We start from the raw sequence: 24,980 nt of genomic DNA on the forward strand, positions 1-24,980 counted from the left end.
GCACGCGCTCGGCGTGCGGTCGTGCTTACTTGCGGTCGACGATCACGCGATCGAACGTGCCGCCGTCGGCGAAGTGGGTCTTCTGCGCGTTCGCCCAGCTGCCGAAAACCTGCTCGACGCTGAACGTCTTCAGCGGCTTGAACTCGGCCGCATGCTTCTTCAGCACGTTCGCGTCGCGCGGACGCAGATGGTGCTGCGCGATGATTTCCTGCGCCTGCGGCGTGTACAGGTAGTCGAGATACGCCTGCGCGACCTTGCGCGTGCCTTTCTTGTCGACGACCTTGTCGACGATGGCGACCGGCGGCTCCGCGAGGATGCTCGTCGACGGATACACGGCGTCGAATTCCGCGCCCGACGCACCGGTGTCCATCAGGGCGACTTCGTTCTCGAACGTGACGAGCACGTCGCCGATGCCGCGCTGCGTGAAGGTCGTCGTCGCGCCGCGGCCGCCCGAGTCGAGCACCGGCACGTTGCGGAAGATCGCCTTCTCGAAGTCGAGCGCCTGCTGGTCGGTCGCGCCCTTCTGCTTCTCGTAGCCCCACGCGGCGAGATACGCGTAGCGGCCGTTCCCCGATGTCTTCGGGTTCGCGATGATCACCTGCACGCCCGGCTTCGCGAGATCGCTCCAGTCCTTGATCGCCTTCGGGTTGCCCTTGCGCACGAGGAACACCATCGTGGTCGAGTACGGCGAGCTGTTGTCGGCAAACCGCGCGCGCCAGTCTTTCGGCAGCAGCTGGCCGCGTTCGGCGAGCAGGTCGATGTCGTTCGGCTGGTTCATCGTCACGACGTCGGCCTGCAGCCCCTGCAGCACCGACAGCGCCTGCGCGCTCGACGCGCCGTGCGACTGCTTGATCGTCACGGTTTCGCCCGTCTGCTGCTTGTATGCGGCGGCGAAGCTCGTGTTGATGTCCTTGTACAGCTCGCGCGTCACGTCGTACGACACGTTCAGGATCGACGTGTCCGCGTGCGCGGCCGTTGCCGCCACGACCAGCGCGGCCGCGGTGCCCGTGTGCAGCCAGCGGCCGATCTCCTTGATGCTTGCCATCGTGATATGCCCCGTTTCCAGTGATGGTGAATGTGCGTGACGGCACGCGTACGCGCTGTCATCGAAACGTAAGCGGCATTCTAGCGGCCGCGTGCGGCGGGCCTTCCAATCTGTGGTGGAAAGCAAATCTCGAATTCTGCTAAACGATGCGCGCCGCTCGCGCATGCGCCGGATCGGGTGTTAAGATCGCCGCTCAGCCCATTTTCACGGTTCAACGGTTCATCCATGTCCGCTGCCCTGCACTCGCTCCCGATCCTCGCCGCCATCGCGGCAGGTACGCGCGCGGCCGGGCTGAAACTGAAAAAACGACTCCTCGACTGACGGGGACGTCGCGTCCCGTCAGGCGAATGCCGGACGGGATGCCCGCAGGTCGTTTCATTCTCCTTGCTCGCACGCCTCGCTCCGGCACACCGCCGGCGGAACGGTTCCTTCCCACTCCGTTTCCCCCAAGAGGCTTTGCATGCACACACGTTTCGAAGGTATCTGGCTGCCGATCATCACGCCGTTCCACGACGGCGAGATCGACCACGGCGCGCTCGCGCGACTCGCGCGCCACTACGCGGCAGCGGGCATCGCGGGCTTCGTCGCGGGCGCGACCACCGGTGAAGGCGTGCTGCTCGACGCACGCGAACAGGACGCCGTATTCGCGACGTTGCGCGCAGCGGTGCCCGACCTGCCGATCGTCGTCGGGCTCACCGCGAGCGCGACGCACTTCGCGGCCGCCCGCGCGCGTGAGCTCGCCGCGCTGCGGCCCGACGGGCTGCTGGTCACGCCGCCCGTCTACGTGCGACCGACGCAGGACGGGATCCGCCGCCACGTCGAAGCGATCGTCGACGCGGCCGACCTGCCGGTGCTCGTGTACAACATCCCGTACCGTACCGGCGTGAACGTCGAACTGGACACGCTGCAGGCGCTCGCGCGCGACCCGCGGGTCGCCGGCATCAAGGAGTGCGGCGGCACGCTGGACCGGCTGAGCCGGCTCGTGCACGACACGCCGCTCGCGATCCTTTCCGGCGACGACAACCAGAACTTCGCGGCGCTGTGTGCCGGCGCGCATGGCACGATCGCGAGCAGCGCGCACGTGCTGCCCGAATGGCATGTGCGCATCCACGCGCTGCTGCGCGACGGCCGGCTCGCCGAAGCGCGACGGCTATCGGTCGCGCTGCAGCCGCTCGTCGCGGCGCTGTTTGCCGAGCCGAACCCGGCGCCGGTGAAGGCGGTGCTGGCCGCGCAGGGGTGGTGCGAGGACGGGCTGCGGCTGCCGTTCGTGCCGGCGAGCGACGGGCTGCGGGAGCGGCTGGCAGCGATTCTTGGCGCCCTCGCCGAATTCGAGCCGGACGCCGCTGCGGCATAGGCGGCCGGGCGACGCACGGCTCGGACAACAGGCGAAGCTCGGCCGCCAGATTGTTTCAAACCGTCAGAACGAGAGACAGGCCGTAGCGCGCAAGCTGGGCATCGGCCGTCACGAGTTGAAGCGGTTCGTGCCGCGCCTGCGCGACCAGCAAGCGATCGAACGGGTCGCGGTGGTGCAGCGGCAAATCGCGCACTGCGGCCCCGTGCACCGCGCTGACCGGCAGTTCACGGATCCCGCTGGCGCCGATCGAGCAGACCAGCCCGCCCACGTCGATATCCAGCTTCCCCAGGCCGGCCTTGATCGCGGCCTCCCAGATACTCGCGCTGCTGACGAAGCGTTCATCGGCGTTCGCGATCAGTCTGCGCGCCCGCGCACTGAGCTTCGAATCGTTGGTCACGATCCACAAGAAGATGTGCGTATCGAGCAACAGGCGCATCAGCGCCCCTCGAACGCGTCCAGCAGATACGCCGGCAATGGTGCGTCGAAATCGTCCGCGATCCACGCCTGCCCTTGCAGGACGCCGAACCGAACGTGCACCTTCGCCGCCCCGACTTGCCCGGGGCCAGCCCCGTCAGCAGGAATCAAGGCGTCGCCCCGTTGCGCTGGATTGATCGCGGTACCGGTGCCGGTACCGTCAGGCAGCTTTGCGTTTTGCATGATGTGACCTCCGTTTCAGGTGTCCATCACTGTAGTCCGGTTCGCTCGATCGCTCCATTCGGCCGATCGGGATAGGGATGTCGATGCGCGCCGAGCCACCGCCCCGAGCGCTTCGTCACGCCGCCAGCGCCACCGCCTCGCCGTGTGTCGCGTCCCGCACCGCCTGCGTGACGATGCGCGCGAGCCGCTCGACCGTCGGCGTGGCCGACGACGTACGCCGCAGCAGCATCAGCGGCAGGCTCGGCAGCGCCGGCAGCCCGGATGATGCGGCGTCGAGCACGTGCACCGACGCCGGCAGCCCGTAGTGCGAGCGCACGGTCAGCCCGAGGCCGGCCGCCGCCGCGGCCCACAGCCCGGCCAGGCTCGGCGTCGTGAACGCGACGCGCCACGGCACGCCCGCGCGATCGAGCGCATCGGTCGCGGCGCCGAAGAACCGGCACGGCCGGTCGAACACGACGAGCGGCAACGGCTCGCCCGCCGCGCGCGCCGCACGAACGCGTGCGCCGTCGTCGCCGCCCGCATCCGCCGATTCACCCCCGTCCGGCGTGCCGAAGCCCTCCGCGCCCACCGCGGCGATCCACTGCATCGGCACCTGCGCGATCGCGTCGGCGTCGATGCCCGCGCGCGACACGAGCGTCGCCGAGGCGGGATCGCCCCACACGAGCGCGAGATCGAGCTGGTTCGCGTCGAGCCGCTCGAGCAACTCGGTATTGCGCGCGACGCGCGCCTCGATCCTCACTTTCGGATGCGCGCGCGCGAAGCGTCCGAGCACGTCGGGCAGGATCGCTTCGCCGAAATCCTCCTGCAGGCCGACGCGTACCCAGCCGTCGAGGTTCACGCCGCGCACGGCCGCGGCCGCTTCGTCGTTCAGCTCGATCATCCGCCGCGCATAGCGCAGCATCGCGTCGCCGGCGTCGGTCAGCGCGAGCCCGCGCCCGGCCTTCACGAACAACGGCGTGCCGGCCTGCTCCTCGAGCTTGCGGATCTGCGCGCTCACCGCCGACGACGAACGCGCGACGCGATCGGCGGCCTTCGCGAAGCTGCCGAGATCCACGCCCGCGACCAGGCTGCGCAACGCCGCGACGTCGAAGTTCGGCCGGGCCAGCGCGGCGTCAGGCGCCCCTGTGCCGTGGGCATTGTCTTGTCCGGACATCTCGATCATCCCGTTTTATCGAACGATTCATCAAAAACTTTCCGATTTTCAGGATGAATGTAGGCCGCCACACTGGCGATGTCAATTTCCGAACAGGCCCTGTCGCCATGGATACCTCCTGCCTCGCTTCCCCGTCCTCGCCCGCCCGCGATGCGCGCGGCCCGGCCCATCGCTGGCGCGTGCTCGCGGCCGGCGTCGCCGCGAACATGAGCTTTTCCGCCGCCGCGGCCGGCATTCCGACCACCGCCGTGTGGATGCGCTCGGCCTACCACCTCGACAACGGCGCGCTCGGCCTCGTGCTCGGCGCGCTCGGCTTCGGCGTCGCGCTGTCGGAACTGCCGTGGGGTATCGCCGCCGATCGCTTCGGCGATCGTCGCGTGCTGCTCACCGGCCTCGTCGCGACAGCCGCGATGCTCGCGCTGATGGTGGCCACGATCGTCCCGAGCGCACACGCGGTGCCGCCGCTCATGCGCGTCGTCGCGGCGATGTGCTGCGTCGGCCTGCTCGGCGGCAGCGTGAACGGCTCGAGCGGGCGCGCGGTGATGCGCTGGTTCGGCGAGCGCGAACGCGGGCTCGCGATGAGCATCCGCCAGACGGCCGTGCCGCTCGGCGGCGGCGTGGGCGCGGCGCTGCTGCCGTCGCTCGCGTCGCATGCGGGCTTCGCCGCGGTGTACGGTTCGTTGATGCTGCTGTGCGCCGGCTCGGCCGCGCTGACGTGGCGCTGGCTGCACGAACCGCCCGACACGCCGGCCGCCGCGCACCGCCCGATCGCGCAGCAGCAGCCGGCCGTGCCCGCGCGCAGCCCGCTCGCGAACGGCCGCGTGTGGCGCATCGTGCTCGGCATCGGTGCACTTTGCGCGCCGCAGTTCGCGGTGCTCACGTTCGCGACCGTGTTCCTGCACGATTTCGGCCGGCTCGGCCTCGCCGGGATCAGCGCGGCGATGGTCGCGTTGCAACTCGGCGCGATGGTGATGCGCGTCTGGAGCGGACGCCATACCGACCGGCACGGCAACCGGCGCGCGTACCTGCGCGGGTCGGTGTGCGTCGCGGCCGGATCGTTCGCGCTGCTCGCGGCGGCGACTGCCGGCAGCCCGCACGTGCCGTTCGCCGCGATCGTCGCGATTCTCGTGTTCGCCGGGATCTGCGTGTCGGCGTGGCACGGCGTCGCGTACACCGAACTCGCGACGCTCGCCGGCGCGAACCAGGCGGGCACCGCACTCGGGATGGCGAATACGATCGTCTATCTCGGGCTGTTCGCGACGCCGCTCGCGATTCCGCCGTTGCTTGCCGTCAGTTCGTGGAGCGTGGTGTGGCTCGTGACCGCGCTGATCGCCGCCGCGACTTACCCGCTGTTCGCGCGATAGCGACAGTCATAGCGATCACGCTGGCGATCGCGCTGCATACGCGAACGCCGTCACGCGTGCGGCGTACGCAGCTCTTCCGAGGCATGCCATGCCACGCCGCCGCCGTCATGCCGCCTCGCGCGCCAGCGCACGCCGCGCGGCCGGCCGCTCGGCTTCGCGCTGCGCATGCGCGGTCCATGCGCGATGCCGCGTCATGTCGAGCCCGATCGCGACGCCCCAGCGATACAGCACCAGCAGGAACGGATCGACGATGGAATGGCCGCCCGGTTCGGCCCACGTGCGTCCGTCGGCGAACGCGGCTTCGATCGTCGCGTTCGCGACATCGATCAGCTCGCGCCCATGCGCACTGATCGCGCCGTGCAGCGCCGGATCGCCGATGAAGCGCCCGGGCCGCCACAGCGTGCCGTAGCCGACGCCGTGCACCCAGCCGACCAGCCACGCGAGCCATTCGTGGCAGCGCGCCTCGCGCAGCGGATCGTCGAGCGGCAGCAATCGCGCATCCGGATATCGGCGCGCGAGATAGGTCAGGATCGCCGGTGTTTCGGTCAGCACGCGCGGTTCGCCGGGAATCGCGAGCACCGGCACACGGGCTTTCGGGTTGATCGCGAGATAGCGCGCTTCGAGGTTCTGCTGCTCGCGCACGGACACGATCTCGATGTCGAACGGCGCGCCGGTTTCCTCGAGCGCGATGTGGGCCGCGAGCGAGCACGCGCCCGGCGAAAGATAGAGACGATAGCGGTTCATGATGGCGTTGCCCTGTGGGCCCGTTGGAAGATGGAACCGAGTGTAGGAACCCAGCGCATGCCATCGCAAACGATGAATTGTCGTGCTCACGCATTAGTGATACTAATGCGCGATGCGACGCATTCACCTCCCTCCACTGCAGACGCTGCGCGCGTTCGAAGCCGCCGTGCGGCTGCAGAGCTTCACGCGCGCGGCCGACGAACTCGCGCTCACGCAAGGCGCGGTCAGCCAGCACATTCGTGCGCTCGAAGCGCAGCTCGGCTATCCGCTGTTCACGCGGGAACGCAACGGCGCGACGCCGACGCATGCCGCGCATGCCCTGGTGCTGCAGGTGCGCCAGGGCCTGAGCGTGCTCGAACGCGCGTTCGAACCTGCGCTCGCGCAGCGCAGGCCGCGCACCTGCGACGTCACGCTGAACGTGAGCGTGCTGCCGAGCGTCGCCGAACGCTGGCTCGCACCGCGCCTGCCGCGCTTCGCGGCCGCGCATCCGCAGATCGCGATCGTGCTGCATCCGGACGCGGCACTCGCGCCGCTGCGCAAGCGCGACCGAATCGACGTCGCGCTGCGTTACGGGCCCGGCACGTGGCCGGGCGTCGTCGCCGAGAAGCTGATGAACGAGACGGTCTTTCCGGTCGCGAGCCCCGCATACCGCAATCGCGACGGCATCGCGCCGCGTGCACCGGCCGATCTCGTGCGCGCGACGCTGCTGCGCCACCCCGCGCAGCCGTGGGAACCGTGGTTCCAGGCCGCGCGCCTCGACCTCACCGAATCGGCGCGCGCGCCGCGCTTCACCGATGCGAACGCGCTGATCGACGCGACGCTGAAAGGCCGCGGCGTCGCGCTCGCACGGCGCTCGCTGATCGAACCGGAGCTGGCGGCCGGCACGCTCGTGCGCGTGTCGACGGTGCGCATCACCGACGTGTATGCGCACTACGTGGTGTGGCGCCCCGGTCATCCGCACGAAGCCGCGATTCGCACGTGGCTCGACTGGCTGCGCAGCGAAGTGCGGCGCAGGACGCCGCGCCGCTGAGGCCGCTACTCATGCTGACGTTCACGCGCGCGTCGGCATCGCCACCTTGTCGAGTGTGATCGGCAGATCGCGCACGCGCACACCCGTCGCGTGATGGACGGCATTCGCGATCGCCGCCGGCACGCCGGTGATGCCGATCTCGCCGATCCCGCGAATGCCCAGCGGATTGAAATGCGTGTCGCGTTCGTCGACGAAGCTCACGTCGAGCTCGCCGATATCCGCGTTCACGGGCACGTGATATTCGGCGAGATTCGCATTCGTGAAACGGCCATGCCGTACGTCGAGATACGACCCTTCCTCGAGCGCGGTGCCGAGCCCCCACACCATCCCGCCGATCAGCTGGCTGCGCGCGGTCTTCGCATTGAGCACGCTGCCGACGCTGTACACACCGACGATGCGTGGTACACGGATCGTGCCGAGCTCGGCATCGACGTGCACTTCGGCGAACACCGCGCCGAACGAATGCGACGCATAGCGCGACTTCTCGTCGCCCGGCTTCGACGTCGCCTCCGCTTCGATCGGCCGTCCGCCCGCGCGCGCGATCAGCGCGGCGGCCGGATCGCGTCGCGACGGCTCGCCGCGATGCACGACCCAGCCGTTGTCGACCGTCACGTCATCGGCCGCGATACCGTGCAGCGGCGACGCCGGATCGGCGATCGCCAGCGCGATCAGCTTCGCGCGCGCCTGCAGCGCGGCATCGCGCACGGCCGGCGCGACGCTCGCCGCCGATTGCGAGCCGCCCGATACCGGCGCGCGCGGCAGGCTCGAATCGCCGAGCGCGAAGCGCACGTTCTGCGGCGCGAAGCCGAGCGCGTCGGCGGCGACCTGCGTCATGACCGTGTACGTTCCCGTGCCGATGTCCTGCGTGCCCGACGCGACTTCCGCCGTGCCATCCGGCAGGATGCGCGCCCGCGCCGACGCCTCGCTGCGATTCGCGGGATACGTCGCGGCCGCCATCCCGAGACCGATCAGCGTGTCGCCGTCGCGCATCGTGCGCGGCGCGCCGGTACGCCGCGACCAGCCGAAGCGCCGCGCGCCGGCCTCGTAGCATTCGCGCAGCTTGTTGCTCGACCACGGCTTGCCCTCCTGCGGGTCGACTTCCGCGAAATTCGCGAGCCGCAGTGCGACCGGGTCCATGCCGAGCCGCCATGCGAGCTCGTCCATCGCCGATTCGAGCGCGAACGAACCGGACGCCTCGCCGGGCGCGCGCATGAACGTCGGCGTGCCGACGTTCAGTGACACGATCCGGTGCGTGGTCGCCTGGTTCGGCACCGCGTACATGATCCGCGACGGCATCGCGCACATTTCCGTCCAGTCCTCGAACGTCGACGTGGTGACGATCGAGTCGTGGCGCATCGCCGTCAGCGTGCCGTCCTCGCGGGCTGCCAGCACGACGCGCTGTTCGGTGAACGGCCGCCCGCCGACCGGGCCGAACATCTGCGGCCGCGTCAGCACGAGCCGCACCGGGCGCCCGACCTGCCGCGCGGCCATCGCGCACAACGACACGTGCGACCACGACGAGCCCTTGCAGCCGAAGCCGCCGCCGAGGAACGGCGAAATCACCCGCACGTGTTCCGGCGCGATGCCGAATACCGCCGCCACCGCCGTGCTCGCGCCCGACACGCCCTGCGTCGCGTCGTGCAGCGTGAGTGTCGGGCCGTCCCAGTGCGCCATCGTCGCGTGCGGCTCGATCGGGTTGTGGTGCTGCATCGGCGTCGTGTAGGTGGCGTCGACGTGTACCGCGCCGGCGCGCAGCCCGGCATCGACGTCGCCGCGCTGTGTGTCCATCGGTCGCCCCTGCTGCTTCGGCGGCACGCGCGCGCCGCGCTTGCCCTGCGCGAAATCGAGTGCGGCATTGCTCGCGCGATAGCGCACCCGTACCGCATTCGCGGCGTCGGTCGCCTGCTCGAGCGTTTCGGCGACGACGACCGCGACCGGTTCGTTGCTGTAGCGCACCGTATCGTCCTGCAGCAACGTGAGCCGGCGCCCGGCCGGCGGCGACAGCGGCGGGCGGCCGCCGTTGGGCAGCCGCATCGCATTCTCGTGCGTCATGACGAGCAACACGCCTGGCATCGCGCGTGCGCGCGCCGTGTCGATCGATGCGATGCGCCCGGATGCGATCGTGCTGGTGACGAGCACCGCATGTGCGAGCCGCGTATCGGCGAATTCGGCCGCGTAGTGCGCGCCGCCCGTCACCTTGAGTACGCCGTCGACACGGTCGAGAGGCTGTCCGGTCAACGTGTTCATGCGACACCTCCCGCGGTTCCTGCTGCCGTTTTCACTGCGCGGACGATCGCGCGCTGCGCGAGCGCGACCTTGAAGCCGTTGCCGTCGAGCGGCCGCGCATCGCGCAACGCGAGCGCGGCCGCTTCCTGCAGCGTCGTGTCGGTCAGCGGGTGCCCGGCGAGATGCTGCTCCGCGGCCGTCGCGCGCAGCGGCTTGTGCGCGACGCCGCCGAGCGCGATCCGCGCCTCGGCGACGCGCGGGCCGTCCATCCGCAACGCGGCGGCCACCGACACCAGCGCGAACGCGTAGCTCGCGCGGTCGCGCACCTTCAGGTAATGCGCATGGTCCGCAAAGCGCGGCGGCGGCAGATCCACCGCTGTGATCAATTCGCCCGGTTCGAGCGTCGTGTCGAGATCGGGCCGGTCGCCGGGCAAACGGTGAAACGACGCGAACGGAATCTGCCGCGCGCCGCGCGGGCCGCTCACCTGCACGACGGCATCGAGCGCTGCGAGCGCGACACTCATGTCCGACGGGTTCACCGCGACGCACTGCGGGCTGGCGCCGAGAATCGCGTGCATCCGGTTGTGGCCGCCGAGGGCCGCGCAGCCGCTGCCGGGCTGGCGCTTGTTGCATTGCGCGAACGCGGTGTCGTAGAAATACGGGCAACGCGTGCGCTGCATCAGGTTGCCGCCGACGGTCGCCATGTTGCGCAATTGCGCGGACGCACCGGCGAGCAGCGCCTGCGACAGCAGCGGATAGTCGGCACGGACGCGCGGATGATCGGCCGCGTCGCTGTTGCGCACGAGCGCACCGATCCGCAGCCCGCCGTCGGGCAACGCATCGACCGCGTCGAGTCCGGCGATGCGCGTGATGTCGATGAGCGCGACGGGCCGCGCGACACCGCCCTTCATCAGGTCGAGCAGGTTCGTGCCGCCGCCGATGAACGCCGCGCCTGGCCGCTGCGCCGCGCGCACCGCGCCGGCGACGTCGGTTGCGCGTTCGTAGGAGATCGCTTCCATTTGCGGTGCCCTCCGTCGGCTAGGTGCGCGATCCGTGCGCGGCGCGCACGGCGGCAACGATGTTCGAGTACGCGCCGCAGCGGCACAGATTGCCGCTCATCCGTTCGCGGATCTCGTCGTCCGACAGTTGCGCGGGGCGCCGCCGCACGTCGTCGGTGGCCGCGCTCGCCGCGCCCGACGCGAATTCGTCGAGCAGCGCGGTCGCCGAACACAGCTGGCCGGACGTGCAGTAGCCGCACTGGAACGCATCGTGTTCGACGAACGCGCGCTGCACCGGGCTCAGCACGCCGCCTCGCGCGAGCCCTTCGACGGTCGTGATGCGCTCGCCTTCGTGCATTACCGCGAGCGTCAGGCACGCGTTGATGCGCCGCCCGTCGACGAGCACCGTGCACGCACCGCACTGCCCGCGGTCGCAGCCCTTCTTCGTGCCGGTGAGCCCCGCGTATTCGCGCAGCGCGTCGAGCAGCGTGACGCGCGGTTCGAGTTGCAGCGTGTATGCGCGCCCGTTGATGTCGAGATGCACCGGCTGCGCGGGTACCGCTTCGCGATGCGGGGGGACCGATGCGGGTGCCACGTGCGCGGGCTGCGCATGAACGTGCGATGCGGCGCTTGCCGTCGCGGCCGCCGCCGCGGTTTGCAGGAAGCGGCGGCGCGCGGCACTCGGCGGCGGCGTATCGTGCGGCGCCGGTGGCGCCGCTGAATGGCCGGGCGCGGGTGTCGGCGAGCCGGCATCGCGCGCGGGTTCAGCACTGGGGGAATGGGGTCGTTCGCTGGACATGACTTCTGCTCGCTCCATGGTGTGATGGACGCGGATGTGCCGCCCCTGTGCGGATGGCCGCGCGGGACAGCACGCGTATCGGGGCACCTAGCAATTCCGGTGCCGCGGCGATGCGCGCATAGCGCGTCCCGCTCGGGCCGGCATCGGGTCGGGCTGTGAACGCGCGCGTGGCCAGCCGCGCCGGCTTGCATGGCGCATGCATGTCGCTACGCTGGCGCGTGGCTGTCAGTGCGCTGGCAGATCGGCAAAAACGTCCGTTTTTCGGCGTGGCGGGCACCCCATCGACCGTCGATTGCCGACGCGCATTTGCCGTACCGCACGGGATGTACGCATCGCGATACCACGCTGTCGCGTTGCACGCGGTGCGCCGTTGCACCCGCAGTTGCGCACGCCGTTGCACGCGCCGTTGCACACGCGTGTAAATGCGTCCGGCCGCTGCGTCCGCTGGAAAATTCCACCACGCGCGCCGGGAGCCCCGCGCGAAAGCATTCGGTCAGCTTTGCGAAAGCCGTTCGCGATCATGTGCCGGTAGCAAACGATTCACCGAATCGTCGCATCGCACCGGCATACTCGGAAACGTTTCACGATCCGCCTGCCAGGAGAGTAGTCATGCGTCGCGTTGCCCTCGTCGTCGTTCTATGTGCCTCCACGCTCTTCGCCGCCTGCAGCGACGATGCGCCGCACGACACGCACGCGGCCGACGCCTCGCAACCGGCAAGCGCATCGTCCGGCTCCGCGAGCGCATTCAACAGCAATGCCGGCGCGAGCGCCGCCGCGTCCGATGCCGCGCCGCTCGCGCCGCCCGTCGTCCACTACCCGCCCGACGATGACGACGACGCGAAGCCCGCGACGAACGCGGGCGCGTCCGCCGCCGCCGCTTCGTCGCCGCACTGAGCGCGCCGTTTCCGTCTCCGTTTCCGTCCCCCGATCGCAGAACCGAGGTGAAATAACATGACGTCATCCAGCCGCCGCCGTTTCCTGCATACCGTCGCGCAATCCGCAGGCGCGGCCGTCGCGCTCAACGCGTTTCCCGAATCGATCCGCCGCGCGCTCGCGATTCCGGCCGCACGCGGCACGGGCACGATCCGCGATGTCCAGCACATCGTCGTGTTCATGCAGGAGAACCGCTCGTTCGACCATTACTTCGGACACCTGCGCGGCGTGCGCGGCTATAACGACCGCTTCCCGATTCCGCTGCCGAACGGCAAGCCGGTGTGGTACCAGCCGTCGAAGGAAGATCCGACGAAACCCGTGCTGCCGTTCCGGCTCGACACGAAGACGACCAGCGCGCAGTGTCTCGGCGCGCTCGACCACTCGTGGGCGAAGACCCACGCGGCGATCGACGGCGGTCGCTACGACCAGTGGCCGGCGAACAAGACCGACATGACGATGGGCTATCACGTGCGCGAGGACATCCCGTTCCACTACGCGCTCGCCGATGCGTTCACCGTGTGCGACAACTATTTCTGCTCGCTGCCGGGGCCGACGCACCCGAACCGTTCGTACCTGATGACCGGGACGGTCGACCCGACCGGCAAGTTCGGCGGCCCGCTGCTCGACAACGCCGACTACGTCGACGGCGACCTGCCGCCCGCGTATCAGCTGCTGTCGTGGACGACCTTCCCCGAACGCCTCGAGGCGCACGGCGTGTCGTGGCAGATCTACCAGCAGGGCCTGACGTGGGCCGACCCGTACAACGGCAACTACGGCACGAACATCCTGCAGAACTTCACGAACTTCATCAATGCGAAGCCGGGCTCGTCGCTGTACCAGCGCGCGCAGACGGTGCGCACGCTCGACAACCTGAAGGACGATGTGATCAACGACCGGCTGCCGCAGGTGTCGTGGCTGCTGCCGCCCGCTGCGTTCTCCGAGCATCCGAAATACACGCCCGCGTACGGCGCGAACTACACGTCGCAGATCCTCGATGCGCTGACGGCGAATCCGGACGTCTGGGCGAAGACGGTGCTGTTCATCATGTACGACGAAAACGACGGCTTCTTCGATCACGTCGTGCCGCCGCAGCCGCCGACGTCGGCCGCGCAAGGCGCGTCGACCGTGACGACCGACGGCGAGCTGCACACGGTCGTGAACCCCGGCCGCGGCGGCAGCTACACGGCCGACGGGCTGCCGTACGGCCTCGGGCCGCGTGTGCCGATGACGGTCGTGTCGCCGTGGTCAAAGGGCGGCTTCGTGTGCTCGCAGGTGTTCGACCACACGTCGGTGATCCGCTTCATCGGCGAACGCTTCGGCGTCGACGAGCCGAACATCACGCCGTGGCGCCGGACCGTCTGCGGCGACCTCACCGCCGCGTTCGACTTCCGTTCGTCCGATGCGACGTTCCCGACGCTGCCCGATACGAGCCAGTACCGCACGATCGCCGACCAGCAATGCACGTCGCAACCGGCGCCGAGCGTGCCCGCGACGCCGTCGCCGATCGACCCGCAGGAACCCGGCGTGCGGCCGGCGCGCGCGCTGCCTTACGAGCTGCACGTGAACGCGAGCCTCTACGGCGGCAACACGCTGCGCGTCGAATTCGCGAACCGCGGCAACCAGGGCGCGCACTTCCAGGTGTATGCGGCGAACCGCACCGACGGCCCGTGGCGCTACACGGTCGGCGCACGCCGCGTGCTGCACGCGGACTTCGACCTGACGGAAACGAACGGCGTCTATGCGTTCTCGGTGTACGGCCCGAACGGCTTCGTGCGGATGTTCGCGGGCAACGTGTCGGCCGCGACCGCGCGCCGTCGCAACCAGGCGCAGCCGGAAGTGAAGGCCGGCTACGACATCGCGAACGGCAACCTGTACCTGAAGCTGCGCAACCATGGCGCGGGCCATGTGACGCTGACGCTGACCGACAACGCGTACGGCACGCCCGCGCGCCAGCTGACGCTGCACGGCGGCGACGAGCGCGTCGAGCAATGGGCGCTCGCGTCGAGCCATCACTGGTATGACGTCACGGTGAGCGACGGCGCGAACGGCACGTTCTCGCGCCGCTTCGCGGGCCACGTCGAGAATGGCCGGCCGAGCTACTCGGATCCGGCCGCGGTGCGGCCCGTGTCCGCGTCGTAAGGGTAACCGCGGGTAGCGGCACGGCGTTGCGCGGCAGCGGCCGCGCGGCGCGTGCCCGTGAGTGTCAGGTCAGATCGCGTGCGCGAGCGCGCGGTCGACGAGCGCGGCGTCGAAGCCGTCGTCCGCTTCGCGAAAGCGCAGCGGTGCCGCGCAATGCACCAGTGTGTCGATGAAGTACTTCGCGCGCGGCCACGGCCCGTAGCCGGCCGCGGTGTTGATGTGCCCGGCATCGCCGAGGTTCACGAACGCGCTGCCGAGCCGCTGCGCGAGCGTGCGCGCATCGGCGAGCGGCATCCACGGGTCGGTTTCGCTGCCGATCACGATCGACGGCACCGCGAGCCGGCGCGCATCGAAGGGCCCGGCGAACGTGAATTTCGTCGGGCTGGCCGGCGCGACGAGCAGCACGCCCGCGACATCGGCCACCTGCGGCCATTGCGCGAGCGCATGCGCGGCCGCGAGGCAGCCGAAGCTGTGCGCGGCCAGCACGAACGGGCCGCGCTCGCGCTCGAGCAGTGCGCGCACGGACTGCGCCCAGCCGGCGAGATCGGGGGCGTCCCAGTCGGCCTGCTCGACCCGCAGCGAACGCGGGAACTGCCGCTCGAGCCAGGTCTGCCAGTGGGCGCCTTCGCTGCCGTGCAGGCCCGGAACCGTCACGAGCCGCGGCGGCCACGCCGATTTGCTGCATGCGCGCATGATTGCCCTCGCTTGCTTTGCTTGGAGACGAGCTCGATTGTGGCGCGCGGCGCACGGCGGCCGAACCAATATTTTGTGCTTTGCTTTTGCGGGGGGACGGCCACCGGGGACGGCCGGCCGTGTCGCTTGCGCCGCTTGTGCCGCTTGTGCCGTCCGAGCCCTTCGTGTCCTTCATGCCCCTCGTGCCGCCCGTGCCAACCGTGCCAACCGCGCCAACCGCGCCAACCGTGCCAACCGCGCCAACCGCGCCAACCGTGCCGGCCGCTCGGGCGCCCCAACCGCCCCGCGGCGGCGCAACCCGCCGCGAAACCGTAGAATGTTGGCTTCCCGCTTGCCATGCATCGGATCGAACCGGCCGCCGCCGGGCCGGTTCGATCGACAGGAGACGCCCGATGTCCGCTACGCCCGCCGGCGCGCTGCGCCCGTTCCATCTCGCCTTCCCCGTGTCGAGCCTTATCGACGCGCGCGCGTTCTACGGCGGCCTGCTCGGCTGCCCCGAAGGCCGCAGCTCCGACCACTGGGTCGACTTCGACTTCTTCGGCCACCAGCTCGTCGCGCACCTCGCGCCGGACGAAACCGGCAAAAGCGCGGTCAACCCGGTCGACGGCGACGACGTGCCCGTGCGCCATTTCGGCGTCGTGCTGTCGATGGACGAATGGCACGCACTCGCCGACAAGCTGAAGGCCGCGAACACGCGCTTCGTGATCGAGCCGCACATCCGCTTCAAGGGCGAGGTCGGCGAACAGGCGACGATGTTCTTCCTCGATCCGTGCGGCAACGCGCTGGAATTCAAGGCATTCGCCGACATCGGCCAGCTGTTCGCGAAGTAAGCGCATGAAGATCCTGTTCTACTCGCCGCACCAGGAAGCCGACGCATGGCGCGACGCGATCGCGCAGGCGCTGCCCGACGCCGAGCTGCGCGCGTGGCAGCCGGGCGACACGGCCCCCGCCGACTACGCGCTCGTGTGGCGCGCGCCGCGCGAGCTGTTCGCGCCGCGCGACGGCCTGCGCGCGATCTTCAACCTCGGCGCGGGCGTCGACGCGCTGCTGGCGCTCGATCGCGCGCATCCGGGCACGCTGCCGCGCGACGTGCCGCTGGTGCGCCTCGAGGATTCGGGCATGGCGCAGCAGATGATCGAATACGTGACGCACGCGGTGCTGCGCTACCTGCGCCGCTTCGACGAATACGAAGCGCTGCAGCGCGAGCGCCGCTGGCAAGCGCTCGAACCGCATCCGCGCGCGCGCTTCACCGTGGCCGTGCTCGGCCTGGGCGTGCTCGGCGCGCAGGTCGCGCAGGCGCTCGCGGCGCTCGGCCTGCCGGTACGCGGCTACAGCCGCAGCCCGAAGCAGCTGGACGGGATCGAGACGTTCGCCGGCGACGGCGCGTTCGATGCATGCATCGACGGCGCGAAGGTGCTCGTCAACCTGCTGCCGAGCACGCGCGATACCGACGGGATCCTGTCGGCACGCACCTTCGCGAAGCTCGCGCCGGGCGCCTACGTGGTGAACGTCGCGCGCGGCGCGCATCTCGTCGAAGCCGACCTGCTCGACGCGCTCGCGAGCGGCCAGGTCGCCGCCGCGACGCTCGATGTGTTCCAGCACGAGCCGCTGCCGGTCGACCACCCGTTCTGGCACGCGCCGCGCATCACGATCACGCCGCACAGTTCGGCCGAGACGCTGCGCGACGAAGCCGTCGAGCAGATCGCCGGCAAGATCCGCGCGTTGGAGCGCGGCGAGCGCGTCAGCGGCATCGTCGACTACGCGCGCGGCTACTGAATTCCGCCTACACAAAACCGGAGACAACCATGACGTTCCCCACCGCCGTCAAGATCGTCGAAGTCGGCCCGCGCGACGGCCTGCAGAACGAAAAGACCTTCGTGCCGACCGACGTGAAGATCGCGCTCGTCGATCGTCTGTCGCGCGCCGGCTTCCGCAACATCGAGGCCGCGTCGTTCGTGTCGCCGAAATGGGTGCCGCAGATGGCCGACGGCGCCGACGTGATGGCCGGCATCGAGCGGCGCGCGGGCACCGTGTATTCGGTGCTCACGCCGAACCTGAAGGGCTTCGAGAACGCACTGGCCGCCCGCGCGGACGAAGTCGTGATCTTCGGCGCGGCGAGCGAGGCGTTCTCGCAACGGAACATCAACTGCAGCATCGCGGAAAGCATCGCGCGCTTCGAGCCGGTCGCGAAGGCGGCGAAGGATGCCGGCGTGCGATTGCGCGGCAGCGTGTCGTGCACGCTCGGCTGCCCGTACCAGGGTGAAGTGCCGGTCGCGTCGGTGGTCGACGTCGTCGAGCGCTTCGCCGCGCTCGGCTGCGACGAGATCGACATCGCCGACACGATCGGCGTCGGCACGCCGAAGCGCACGCGCGAAGTGCTGTCGGCCGTCACGCGCGTGTTCCCGCGCGAACGGCTGTCGGGGCACTTCCACGACACCTACGGCCAGGCGCTCGCGAACATCTACGCGGCGCTGTTCGAAGGGATCGAGATCTTCCATGCGTCGGTGGCCGGCCTCGGCGGCTGCCCGTACGCGAAGGGCGCGACCGGCAACGTCGCGACCGAGGACGTGCTGTACCTGATGCAGGGCCTCGGCATCGACACCGGCATCGATCTTGAGCAGGTGGTCGCCGCCGGCGACTTCATCTCGAACGCGATCGGCCGCGCGAACGTGTCGCGCGCCGGTCGTGCACTGCTCGCCAAGGCGCAGAGCGCGGCCGACGCGCCGAACTGCGTCTGACCTGACTTTCACGGATCGCCCATGACGACACCCACTTCCTTCGAATCCCTTCCCGATTCCGCGCGACGCGTCGCGCTGCTGCTGCGCGAGCGCGGGCATGCGAACGGCATCGTGATGCTCGCCGAAACCGGCAAGACCTCCGCCGAGGCTGCGGCCGGGCTCGGCTGCTCGGTCGCGCAGATCGCGAAGTCGATCCTGTTTCGCCGCGAATCGGACGGCGTGCCGGTGCTCGTCGTCGCGAGCGGCGTGAACCGCGTCGACGAGAAGAAGGTCGCCGCTCAAGTCGGCGCGGTCGGCCGCGCCGATGCGAAATTCGTGCGCGACAACACCGGCTACGCGATCGGCGGCGTCTGCCCGATCGGCCATCTCGTCGAGCCGGTCACGCTGATCGACGCCGACCTGCTCGAGCTGGACAGCCTGTGGGCGGCCGCCGGCCATCCGCACGCGGTGTTCAACCTGTCGCCGCAGGAACTCGTGTCGCTGACGCGCGCGCCGGTCGTCGACGTCGCGCTGCGCAACGACGCATGAGCGACGTGCCCGTCATGGTCGGCACGGTCGCATCGCCGTGCACCGACGTCTGCAGGATCGATCCGCGCACCGACTGGTGCGCGGGCTGCCTGCGCACGCGCGACGAAATCAAGGGATGGCGTGCGTCGGACGACGACGCGAGGCGCTTGCTGCTCGCGCGGCTCGACGCGCGAAGGCGCCTGCTCGCCAGGAGCGGCGCATAAAAAAATGCCGTTCGGCCTGTCTGGCGAACGGCATGAGATCGGAATCCTGTGAACGTGATCAACGTCACAGCCCGAATCATACGAGCGACGCCGCAGCGTCGCATCGGGTGTTTCCCTACAACTTCTTACAGCGTTTTTCACGCGCAATCCGCGTGCCCGGCAGCCGCACCCGAGAGGCGTCGGCAGCGGGCGATCGCGGCCAGCCGTAGCGGTGAACCGTAGCGGCGAGCCAACTCAAACGACCGTTTCAGTTGCCGGCCGCCGCGCGACGCGCGGGCACGATGCGCCAGCCGAGGTTCACGCCGGCCGCGGCGAGCAGGATCAGCAGCGCGCCGAGCACTTGCGTCCACGCGAGCGTCTGCCCGAACGCGACACGATCGACGATGATCGCGACGACCGGATAGACGAACGACAGCGCGCCCGTCATCGCGACCGGCAGCTTCTGGATCGCGCCATACAGCAGCACATACATCAGACCCGTATTGACGACGCCGAGCACGACCAGATCGAGCCACTGCGCGGCCGTCGCGGGCAACGTGTCGAAGTGCGCGAACGGCGCGATCAGCACGATGCCGAGCCCGGCCTGAAGCAGCGCGAGCAGATGCGGCGGCGTACCCTTCAGATGCTTCGTGACGATCGACGACACCGCGTACAGGAACGCCGCGCCGAGCGACAGCGCGACGCCTTCGAGATATTCGCCCGGCACCGCGAGCACGGCCGGCTCGACGCGCACCACGCACACGAGCCCGACGAATGCCAGTGCCAGCCACGCGATCGTCGATGCGCTGATCCGTTCGCGGAACACGATCGCGCCCAGCGCGACCAGCATGAACGGCTGCGTGTTGTAGACGGCGGTCGCCATCGAGATCGACGCGCGCGAATACGCGGCAAACAGCAGCAGCCAGTTCGCGACGATCGCGACGCTGCCGAGCGTCGCGAGCGCGAGCATGCGCGGCGAGAACAGCGCGCGGCGCAGGAAGCCGAGCGCCGCGCAGACGATCGCGAGCGTCGCGGCGCCGAACAGGCAGCGGAAGAACACGACGTTGGTGAGCGGTTGCTGCGACGACATCACGAGCCAGCCGATCGTGCCGGACATCAACATCGCGACGACCATCTCGGCGGCGCCGCGGCGGATTTCGTTCGAGGCCATCATGGACTCCGTTGGGCGAGAGAAGATGACTTCGATTCTAGGAACTTGCTTTCCGCGTATCCACGACTAAACTGAAGCGAAACAATCGATTCACCTTCGAAACCAAAGCGATCATGTCGAAACGCCTTTCTCCGCCTGCCGTCGCGTCGCTGGACGCGACCGACCGCGCGATCCTCGCGGCGCTCGCCGAGGATGCGCGCATCGCGACCAGCGAGCTGGCGCGGCAGATCGGGCTGTCGGCGCCCGCGACCGCCGACCGCGTGCGGCGGCTCGAGGCGCAGGGCGTGATCGCGGGCTTCACCGTCGAGCTCGACCCGCGTGCGCTCGGCTACACGCTGCAGGCGATCGTCCGCGTGAAGCCGCTGCCGGGGCAGCTGCATCTCGTCGAGGAGGTGTTGCGGCGGATTCCGGAATTCGTCGAATGCGACAAGGTCACCGGCGAGGACTGTTTCATCTGCCGGCTCTACCTGCGCACGATCGAGCACCTCGACGACATCCTGTCGAAGGTGACGGAGCGCGCGGAAACGAGCACGGCGATCGTGAAATCGACGCCCGTGCCGCGCCGCCTGCCGCCGCTCGTCGAAGACGACGCCGCGCACCGCTGAGCGTCAAGCCGAGCGGCACGCAGCGGCCATCGCTGGCGGAACACACTACGCACACCGCGCCCGCGCACCCCGTCGCGACCGGCGCCGCTTACGCGGCCGCGTCGCGCGCTTCGAAGAACGCGAGCAGCTCGTCGATCAGCGCGACGGGCGCCTCTTCCGGAATGTAGTGCCCGCAATCGAGCGCACGGCCGCTGACGTCGCGCGCGACGCGCCGCCATTCGTCGAGCGGCTCGAAGCAGCGCGCGACGATCCCGTTCTCGCCCCACAGCACGCGCAACGGACACGCGACCTTGTTGCCGCGCTCGAGGTCCGCGCGATCGTGTTCGAGATCGATCGTCGCCGACGCGCGGTAGTCCTCGCACATCGCATGCACGGCGCCCGGCTGTGCGAGCGCCGCGCGATACGCGGCGAGCGCGTGCGGCTCGAACGGCGCGAGCCCGGCCGAACGGTTGCCCATCACACGCTCGATGTATGCATCGGTGCGGCCTTCGATCAGCGTTTCGGGCAGCGGCGCCGGCTGGATCAGGAAGAACCAGTGGAAATACGCGGTCGCGAACGCACGATCGGTCTGCTCGTACATCGCGAGCGTCGGCGCGATGTCGAGCAGCATCATCCGCTCGACGGCCGCCGGATGATCGAGCGCGAGCCGGTGCGCGACGCGCGCGCCGCGATCGTGCGCGCATACGTGGAATTGCTCGAAGCCGAAATGCCGCATCACGGCGACCTGGTCGGCCGCCATCGCGCGTTTCGAATACGGCGCGTGCGACGCATCGCTCGGCGGCTTGCCCGACGCGCCGTAGCCGCGCAGGTCGGTCGCGATCACCGTGAAGTGATTCGCCAGCGTCGCGGCGACGCGATGCCAGATCATGTGGGTCTGCGGATGGCCGTGCAGCAGCAGAAGCGGCGGCCCCGCGCCTCCTTTGACACCGAAGATGTCGGTGTCCTGCACCGTCACGCGAAACGGTGCAAACGCGTCGAACGACATGGTTTGTTTCTCGTTGGTTTGTTATGGCGCCTATTGTAGGAGCGCGCGACGCACTGCTGCGCACGGCAGACACCCGAATGCGTAGAAAGAGAACACTCCCTCGATTGTCGCCATGCCGTCCGGTTTGTTAAGCTCGCGTAGAATCGCACGACCGTTCGTATTAATATGAACGCGCGGCTGCGCCGCTACACTTGAAGCGTCGTTCGACCGCCAAGATGCATGCCGGCCCGGTGCGATCGCGCCGGGCCCGGCCGCCCCTCGAGACTGGAGACATCAACATGGCATTGCCCGCCGTCCTGCAGAACCTGACGCTGCCCGTCATCGCGTCGCCGATGTTCATCGTCAGCTACCCCGAACTCGTGCTCGCGCAATGCAAGGCGGGTATCGTCGGATCATTCCCCGCGCTCAATGCCCGTCCGGCCGAACTGCTCGACGAATGGCTCACGCAGATCCAGTCCGAGCTCGCCGACCACAAGGCGAAGCACCCGGACGCGGTGATCGGCCCGATCGCCGTCAACCAGATCGTCCACCAGTCGAACGTACGGCTCGAGCATGACGTGCGCGTGTGCGTCGAGCACAAGGTGCCGATCTTCATCACGAGCCTGCGTGCGCCGGCGCGCGAGATCGTCGACGCGGTGCACAGCTACGGCGGCATCGTGCTGCACGACGTGATCAACCTGCGCCACGCGCAGAAGGCGCTCGAGGCGGGCGTCGACGGGCTGATCCTCGTCGCGGCCGGCGCCGGCGGCCATGCGGGCACGACGTCGCCGTTCGCGCTCGTCGGCGAAGTGCGCAAGATGTTCGATGGCCCGATCGTGCTGTCCGGCGCGATCGCGAACGGCGGCTCGATCCTCGCCGCGCAGGCGATGGGCGCCGACTTCGCGTACATGGGCACGCGCTTCATCGCGACGCAGGAAGCGCACGCGGTCGAGGACTACAAGCGCGCGATCGTCAACGCGAAATCGTCCGACATCATCTACACGAACCTGTTCACCGGCGTGCACGGCAACTACATCCGCGAGAGCATCGAGAAGGCCGGCCTCGACCCGGACGCGCTGCCGGAATCGGACAAGACGAAGATGAATTTCGGCGGCGACAAGACGAAGGCATGGAAGGACATCTGGGGTGCCGGCCAGGGCGTCGGCCTGATGGACGACCTGCCGAGCGTCGGCGCGCTCGTCGAGCGGCTCAAGCGCGAGTACGACGACGCGAAGGCACGGCTCGGCATCGCACGCTGACGCAAGTGGCGGCGGGTTGCCGCCGCGCCCCGCGCGACGCCGGACCCACGCAAAAAAAAAAGCGCGAACCGCAACGGCTCGCGCTTTTTTGTGTCCGCTCGCGGGCGGCTCGCGCCGGTCAGCCCACGCGCTTGATCCGCGTGATCGGCAGCACGCGCAGGCGCGACTCGATCGACGGGCACAGCGACTGCCCTTCGAAACGCGCGGCGAGGAAGTCGACGAACGAGCGCACCTTCGCGGACACGTGGCGGCGGCTCGCGTACACCGCATAGATCGGCGCCTCGTGCGGCGGCACGGAATCGAGCAGCACCGGCACGAGCCGGCCGGCTTCGATGTCGTCGCCGACCACCTCGGTGCCGAGCAGCGCGATGCCCGCGCCCGCGAGCACGGCCGCGCGCAGCCCTTCGAGATGGTTCACGATCAGGTTGCCGTTCAGGTTCACGCGCGACGCGGCGGCCGCATCGATCACCAATGAGTCGAGCATCGTCGAATTCGAATCGCGGCGCAGGTAGTTGTGGTGCGCGAGATCGCCGATCGTCTGCGGCGTGCCGCGCTTCTCGAGATACTCGGGCGACGCGACCAGCAGGATGTGCGCGGTCGCGATCTGCCGCGCAACCAGCGACGACGACTTGAGTCCGTTCGGCGCCGCGCGCACCGCGACGTCGTAGCCTTCCTCGATCAGGTCGACCACGCGATCGGACAGCGTCATGTCGACGGTCACGTCCGGGTACCGACCCGCATAATCGGTGACGGCCTGCATCACGTGCCGCAAGCCGAACGCGGACAGCGACGTCACGCGCAGCCGGCCCTGCGGCACGACGCTCGCGGCGCCGACCGCCTGTCCGGCTTCGTCGAGTTCCGACAGCGCCTGCACGAGGCGCTCATAGTATTCGCGTCCCGCCTCGGTCGGCGCGACACGTCGTGTCGTGCGATGCAGCAGCCGCGCGCCGAGCTGCTGCTCGAGATGCATCACGTGCTTGCTCGCCATCGCGGCCGACATCTGCATGCGCTCGGCCGCGCCGACGAAGCTGCCCACTTCGACGACGTAGCGAAACACATTCATGCTGACGAGGGTATCCATCGAACTAGCTCGCAATTCCTGGTAATCATGCAATTACGAGATAGGGTAACAAAGGCGAGAAGACAAGAAGGTCAACAAACGCAAAACGGCGCCGCGGGGAGCGGCGCCGTTGCGGGCGGAATGCCGGTGGACGGCGCGCGCGACACGTCGCGCGCGTTCCGCCAAGCCGTCGTCAGAACTTCGCGCGGATGCCTGCGCCGAACGTGTTGCCGCTCGACAGGCCGCTGATGTGGTCGTTCATGTACGCGGCGTAGACGTCGGTGCGCTTCGACAGCGGATAGTCGTAGCCGACGGCCCAGGTCTGGCGCGTCTGGTCGAGGCCGCCCGCGTCGCGCGAGTACGCGTACGACGCCATCGCGTTGCCGACGCCGAGCGGCACCGACACGCCGCCTTGCGCCGTGTTCACGTGCCAGCTGCCGGCGACCTGGTCGTTCTTCGTATACATATACTGGCCGAACAGCTTCACGTACTTCAGGTCGTAGGTCGCGCCGACCAGCCCGATGCCCTGGCTCTTCATGCCGGTCACGAGCGAGCTCAGGTCCTGCGGGCCGTTGTTGAAGTTCACGTACTGGTAGACGGCGGTCGCCGCGAACGGGCCGTTCGCGTAGTTGAACTGCGCGCTCCACTTCTTCGAACGGTTGTCGCCTGCCGTGTTGCCGAGCGCGTACATCGCCGCGAAATTCAGGCCCCCGAACGAAGGCGACGTGTAACCCAGCGCGTTGTTCCAGCCCGAATCGCCGACTGCACCCTGGTCGCTCGGATAGGTCGGGAACGTGCCGAGGCCGAGGAACACGTGATACACCATCGGCGAGAAGGTGTACGAGTCGTAGAACGGGTTGAACAGGATCGTCGACAGGAACAGGTGCGTCGTCAGGCGGCCTGCCGTCACCGTGCCGTACGGCGAGCTGACGCCCACGTACGCGTTGCGCGCGAAGAACGTGTCGCCCTGGAAGCGGCCGAACTGGCCGTTCTGCGCGCGGAAGAAGCTCTCCAGCGTGAAGATCGCCTTGTAGCCGCTGCCGAGATCCTCTGCGCCGTGCAGGCCCCAGTACGACGTCGACATCCCGCCGCCGCTGACGTTCCACGCACGGTTGCCGCCCGGGAACTTGGTTGCGCCGACCCATTCGTCGACCTGACCGTAGAGCGAGACGCTCGACTGCGCGTGGACGGGTGCGGCGGCCGCCACGCAGGCGGCCGCGGCGATCAGCTTGACGGACGTGCGCGACGCACGGCGAGCGAATGCTTTCATGGGATCTCCAGGTTTTGTCGAATGTCGATAAGTGGCGCGAGCGTTGTTTTAGGAGCCGATTGCTTGCG

25 protein-coding genes are annotated in these 24,980 nt (G+C 69.1%); 12 read left to right on the plus strand and 13 right to left on the minus strand.

Translation table 11 applies throughout. The annotated features are described in order from the left end of the window. Positions 1-25: 25 nt before the first annotated feature. Positions 26-1,045 carry a sulfate ABC transporter substrate-binding protein gene (locus C7H84_RS24010; protein ID WP_121861102.1) on the minus strand — a complete coding sequence of 340 codons (1,020 nt, stop codon included), beginning with the start codon at positions 1,043-1,045 and terminating at the stop codon, positions 26-28. Positions 1,046-1,505: 460 nt separating this feature from the next. Here C7H84_RS24010 and dapA point away from each other — a divergent pair, with 460 nt between their 5' ends. Next, on the plus strand, positions 1,506-2,399 hold the full coding sequence (gene dapA, locus C7H84_RS24020; protein WP_121861103.1) for a 4-hydroxy-tetrahydrodipicolinate synthase: 894 nt from the start codon (positions 1,506-1,508) through the stop codon (positions 2,397-2,399). A gap of 55 nt (positions 2,400-2,454) precedes the next feature. Here dapA and C7H84_RS24025 read toward each other — a convergent pair whose 3' ends face one another. The 3 genes from C7H84_RS24025 to C7H84_RS24035 form a co-directional block, all read right to left on the minus strand. Beyond that, positions 2,455-2,835: a type II toxin-antitoxin system VapC family toxin gene (locus C7H84_RS24025; protein WP_121861104.1), complete on the minus strand. Its 381-nt coding sequence runs from the start codon at positions 2,833-2,835 to the stop codon at positions 2,455-2,457. Further along, complete coding sequence (locus tag C7H84_RS24030; protein ID WP_121861105.1) at positions 2,835-3,056, minus strand: hypothetical protein; 222 nt, start codon at positions 3,054-3,056, stop codon at positions 2,835-2,837. Before C7H84_RS24030 ends, C7H84_RS24025 begins: the two co-directional genes overlap by 1 nt. 115 nt (positions 3,057-3,171) lie before the next feature. Continuing rightward, a complete protein-coding gene (locus C7H84_RS24035) occupies positions 3,172-4,209 on the minus strand; it encodes a LysR substrate-binding domain-containing protein (protein ID WP_121861337.1) in 1,038 nt (345 codons plus the stop codon). Positions 4,210-4,316: 107 nt separating this feature from the next. Between C7H84_RS24035 and C7H84_RS24040 the strand changes: the two genes are divergently transcribed. Further along, positions 4,317-5,573: an MFS transporter gene (locus tag C7H84_RS24040; RefSeq protein ID WP_121861106.1), complete on the plus strand. Its 1,257-nt coding sequence runs from the start codon at positions 4,317-4,319 to the stop codon at positions 5,571-5,573. A gap of 105 nt (positions 5,574-5,678) precedes the next feature. Here C7H84_RS24040 and C7H84_RS24045 read toward each other — a convergent pair whose 3' ends face one another. Further along, on the minus strand, positions 5,679-6,317 hold the full coding sequence (locus C7H84_RS24045; protein ID WP_121861107.1) for a glutathione S-transferase: 639 nt from the start codon (positions 6,315-6,317) through the stop codon (positions 5,679-5,681). Positions 6,318-6,429: 112 nt separating this feature from the next. Between C7H84_RS24045 and C7H84_RS24050 the strand changes: the two genes are divergently transcribed. Beyond that, on the plus strand, positions 6,430-7,347 hold the full coding sequence (locus C7H84_RS24050; protein ID WP_121861108.1) for a LysR substrate-binding domain-containing protein: 918 nt from the start codon (positions 6,430-6,432) through the stop codon (positions 7,345-7,347). A gap of 21 nt (positions 7,348-7,368) precedes the next feature. Here C7H84_RS24050 and C7H84_RS24055 read toward each other — a convergent pair whose 3' ends face one another. Genes C7H84_RS24055 through C7H84_RS24065 form a run of 3 tightly spaced genes read right to left on the minus strand, consistent with a single transcriptional unit; the run spans position 7,369 to position 11,370 of the window. Further along, positions 7,369-9,594, minus strand: a complete 2,226-nt coding sequence (locus C7H84_RS24055) for a xanthine dehydrogenase family protein molybdopterin-binding subunit (protein ID WP_121861109.1) — start codon at positions 9,592-9,594, stop codon at positions 7,369-7,371. Beyond that, complete coding sequence (locus C7H84_RS24060) at positions 9,591-10,592, minus strand: xanthine dehydrogenase family protein subunit M (RefSeq protein ID WP_121861110.1); 1,002 nt, start codon at positions 10,590-10,592, stop codon at positions 9,591-9,593. Before C7H84_RS24060 ends, C7H84_RS24055 begins: the two co-directional genes overlap by 4 nt. A 19-nt stretch (positions 10,593-10,611) precedes the next feature. Continuing rightward, positions 10,612-11,370, minus strand: coding sequence for a 2Fe-2S iron-sulfur cluster-binding protein (locus C7H84_RS24065; RefSeq protein WP_121861111.1), 759 nt, complete (start codon positions 11,368-11,370; stop codon positions 10,612-10,614). A 609-nt stretch (positions 11,371-11,979) separates the two neighbouring features. Between C7H84_RS24065 and C7H84_RS24070 the strand changes: the two genes are divergently transcribed. Next, the gene (locus C7H84_RS24070) at positions 11,980-12,264 is read left to right on the plus strand and encodes a hypothetical protein (RefSeq protein ID WP_121861112.1); all 285 of its coding nucleotides are present in this window, start codon (positions 11,980-11,982) and stop codon (positions 12,262-12,264) included. A gap of 57 nt (positions 12,265-12,321) precedes the next feature. Next, positions 12,322-14,442, plus strand: coding sequence for a phospholipase C, phosphocholine-specific (locus C7H84_RS24075; RefSeq protein WP_121861113.1), 2,121 nt, complete (start codon positions 12,322-12,324; stop codon positions 14,440-14,442). Positions 14,443-14,511: 69 nt separating this feature from the next. Here C7H84_RS24075 and C7H84_RS24080 read toward each other — a convergent pair whose 3' ends face one another. Then, entirely contained in the window at positions 14,512-15,135 is a 624-nt protein-coding gene (locus tag C7H84_RS24080) for an alpha/beta hydrolase (protein WP_121861114.1), read from the minus strand. Positions 15,136-15,527: 392 nt separating this feature from the next. Between C7H84_RS24080 and C7H84_RS24085 the strand changes: the two genes are divergently transcribed. Genes C7H84_RS24085 through C7H84_RS24105 form a run of 5 tightly spaced genes read left to right on the plus strand, consistent with a single transcriptional unit; the run spans position 15,528 to position 18,604 of the window. Next, entirely contained in the window at positions 15,528-15,965 is a 438-nt protein-coding gene (locus tag C7H84_RS24085) for a VOC family protein (protein ID WP_162999350.1), read from the plus strand. Between the two features lie 4 nt (positions 15,966-15,969). Next, entirely contained in the window at positions 15,970-16,911 is a 942-nt protein-coding gene (locus C7H84_RS24090; protein WP_121861115.1) for a glyoxylate/hydroxypyruvate reductase A, read from the plus strand. A 29-nt stretch (positions 16,912-16,940) separates the two neighbouring features. Beyond that, complete coding sequence (locus C7H84_RS24095; RefSeq protein ID WP_121861116.1) at positions 16,941-17,873, plus strand: hydroxymethylglutaryl-CoA lyase; 933 nt, start codon at positions 16,941-16,943, stop codon at positions 17,871-17,873. Positions 17,874-17,894: 21 nt separating this feature from the next. Next, positions 17,895-18,401 carry a YbaK/EbsC family protein gene (locus tag C7H84_RS24100; protein ID WP_121861117.1) on the plus strand — a complete coding sequence of 169 codons (507 nt, stop codon included), beginning with the start codon at positions 17,895-17,897 and terminating at the stop codon, positions 18,399-18,401. After that, positions 18,398-18,604, plus strand: a complete 207-nt coding sequence (locus tag C7H84_RS24105; RefSeq protein ID WP_121861118.1) for a DUF1289 domain-containing protein — start codon at positions 18,398-18,400, stop codon at positions 18,602-18,604. The genes C7H84_RS24100 and C7H84_RS24105 overlap by 4 nt, the downstream gene beginning before the upstream one ends. 247 nt (positions 18,605-18,851) lie before the next feature. Here C7H84_RS24105 and C7H84_RS24110 read toward each other — a convergent pair whose 3' ends face one another. Continuing rightward, complete coding sequence (locus tag C7H84_RS24110; protein ID WP_121861119.1) at positions 18,852-19,754, minus strand: DMT family transporter; 903 nt, start codon at positions 19,752-19,754, stop codon at positions 18,852-18,854. 113 nt (positions 19,755-19,867) lie between these two features. Here C7H84_RS24110 and C7H84_RS24115 point away from each other — a divergent pair, with 113 nt between their 5' ends. Continuing rightward, on the plus strand, positions 19,868-20,359 hold the full coding sequence (locus C7H84_RS24115; protein WP_121861120.1) for an Lrp/AsnC family transcriptional regulator: 492 nt from the start codon (positions 19,868-19,870) through the stop codon (positions 20,357-20,359). Between the two features lie 88 nt (positions 20,360-20,447). Here the strand turns inward: C7H84_RS24115 and C7H84_RS24120 are convergent, their stop codons facing one another. Continuing rightward, the gene (locus C7H84_RS24120; RefSeq protein WP_121861121.1) at positions 20,448-21,344 is read right to left on the minus strand and encodes an alpha/beta hydrolase; all 897 of its coding nucleotides are present in this window, start codon (positions 21,342-21,344) and stop codon (positions 20,448-20,450) included. A gap of 278 nt (positions 21,345-21,622) precedes the next feature. Between C7H84_RS24120 and C7H84_RS24125 the strand changes: the two genes are divergently transcribed. Then, the gene (locus C7H84_RS24125) at positions 21,623-22,582 is read left to right on the plus strand and encodes a nitronate monooxygenase family protein (RefSeq protein ID WP_121861122.1); all 960 of its coding nucleotides are present in this window, start codon (positions 21,623-21,625) and stop codon (positions 22,580-22,582) included. A gap of 118 nt (positions 22,583-22,700) precedes the next feature. Here the strand turns inward: C7H84_RS24125 and C7H84_RS24130 are convergent, their stop codons facing one another. Further along, positions 22,701-23,663: a LysR family transcriptional regulator gene (locus tag C7H84_RS24130; RefSeq protein WP_121861123.1), complete on the minus strand. Its 963-nt coding sequence runs from the start codon at positions 23,661-23,663 to the stop codon at positions 22,701-22,703. A gap of 172 nt (positions 23,664-23,835) precedes the next feature. Next, positions 23,836-24,912, minus strand: coding sequence for a porin (locus tag C7H84_RS24135; protein WP_121861124.1), 1,077 nt, complete (start codon positions 24,910-24,912; stop codon positions 23,836-23,838). Positions 24,913-24,980: the final 68 nt, after the last annotated feature.

The sequence above is a fragment of the Burkholderia sp. Nafp2/4-1b genome (genome assembly GCF_003635165.1).
GTDB lineage: Bacteria > Pseudomonadota > Gammaproteobacteria > Burkholderiales > Burkholderiaceae > Burkholderia.

Coding starts and splice junctions, on each gene's coding strand:
- C7H84_RS24025 (WP_121861104.1), bottom strand. CDS start 2,835: ATGCGCCTGTTGCTCGATACGCACATCTTCTTGTGGATCGTGACCAAC.
- C7H84_RS24065 (WP_121861111.1), bottom strand. CDS start 11,370: ATGTCCAGCGAACGACCCCATTCCCCCAGTGCTGAACCCGCGCGCGAT.
- C7H84_RS24125 (WP_121861122.1), top strand. CDS start 21,623: ATGGCATTGCCCGCCGTCCTGCAGAACCTGACGCTGCCCGTCATCGCG.
- C7H84_RS24035 (WP_121861337.1), bottom strand. CDS start 4,209: ATGTCCGGACAAGACAATGCCCACGGCACAGGGGCGCCTGACGCCGCG.
- C7H84_RS24090 (WP_121861115.1), top strand. CDS start 15,970: ATGAAGATCCTGTTCTACTCGCCGCACCAGGAAGCCGACGCATGGCGC.
- C7H84_RS24070 (WP_121861112.1), top strand. CDS start 11,980: ATGCGTCGCGTTGCCCTCGTCGTCGTTCTATGTGCCTCCACGCTCTTC.
- C7H84_RS24045 (WP_121861107.1), bottom strand. CDS start 6,317: ATGAACCGCTATCGTCTCTATCTTTCGCCGGGCGCGTGCTCGCTCGCG.
- C7H84_RS24100 (WP_121861117.1), top strand. CDS start 17,895: ATGACGACACCCACTTCCTTCGAATCCCTTCCCGATTCCGCGCGACGC.
- C7H84_RS24135 (WP_121861124.1), bottom strand. CDS start 24,912: ATGAAAGCATTCGCTCGCCGTGCGTCGCGCACGTCCGTCAAGCTGATC.
- C7H84_RS24055 (WP_121861109.1), bottom strand. CDS start 9,594: ATGAACACGTTGACCGGACAGCCTCTCGACCGTGTCGACGGCGTACTC.
- C7H84_RS24060 (WP_121861110.1), bottom strand. CDS start 10,592: ATGGAAGCGATCTCCTACGAACGCGCAACCGACGTCGCCGGCGCGGTG.
- C7H84_RS24115 (WP_121861120.1), top strand. CDS start 19,868: ATGTCGAAACGCCTTTCTCCGCCTGCCGTCGCGTCGCTGGACGCGACC.
- C7H84_RS24050 (WP_121861108.1), top strand. CDS start 6,430: ATGCGACGCATTCACCTCCCTCCACTGCAGACGCTGCGCGCGTTCGAA.
- C7H84_RS24095 (WP_121861116.1), top strand. CDS start 16,941: ATGACGTTCCCCACCGCCGTCAAGATCGTCGAAGTCGGCCCGCGCGAC.
- C7H84_RS24130 (WP_121861123.1), bottom strand. CDS start 23,663: ATGGATACCCTCGTCAGCATGAATGTGTTTCGCTACGTCGTCGAAGTG.
- C7H84_RS24120 (WP_121861121.1), bottom strand. CDS start 21,344: ATGTCGTTCGACGCGTTTGCACCGTTTCGCGTGACGGTGCAGGACACC.
- C7H84_RS24010 (WP_121861102.1), bottom strand. CDS start 1,045: ATGGCAAGCATCAAGGAGATCGGCCGCTGGCTGCACACGGGCACCGCG.
- C7H84_RS24085 (WP_162999350.1), top strand. CDS start 15,528: ATGTCCGCTACGCCCGCCGGCGCGCTGCGCCCGTTCCATCTCGCCTTC.
- C7H84_RS24080 (WP_121861114.1), bottom strand. CDS start 15,135: ATGCGCGCATGCAGCAAATCGGCGTGGCCGCCGCGGCTCGTGACGGTT.
- C7H84_RS24110 (WP_121861119.1), bottom strand. CDS start 19,754: ATGGCCTCGAACGAAATCCGCCGCGGCGCCGCCGAGATGGTCGTCGCG.
- dapA (WP_121861103.1), top strand. CDS start 1,506: ATGCACACACGTTTCGAAGGTATCTGGCTGCCGATCATCACGCCGTTC.
- C7H84_RS24105 (WP_121861118.1), top strand. CDS start 18,398: ATGAGCGACGTGCCCGTCATGGTCGGCACGGTCGCATCGCCGTGCACC.
- C7H84_RS24040 (WP_121861106.1), top strand. CDS start 4,317: ATGGATACCTCCTGCCTCGCTTCCCCGTCCTCGCCCGCCCGCGATGCG.
- C7H84_RS24030 (WP_121861105.1), bottom strand. CDS start 3,056: ATGCAAAACGCAAAGCTGCCTGACGGTACCGGCACCGGTACCGCGATC.
- C7H84_RS24075 (WP_121861113.1), top strand. CDS start 12,322: ATGACGTCATCCAGCCGCCGCCGTTTCCTGCATACCGTCGCGCAATCC.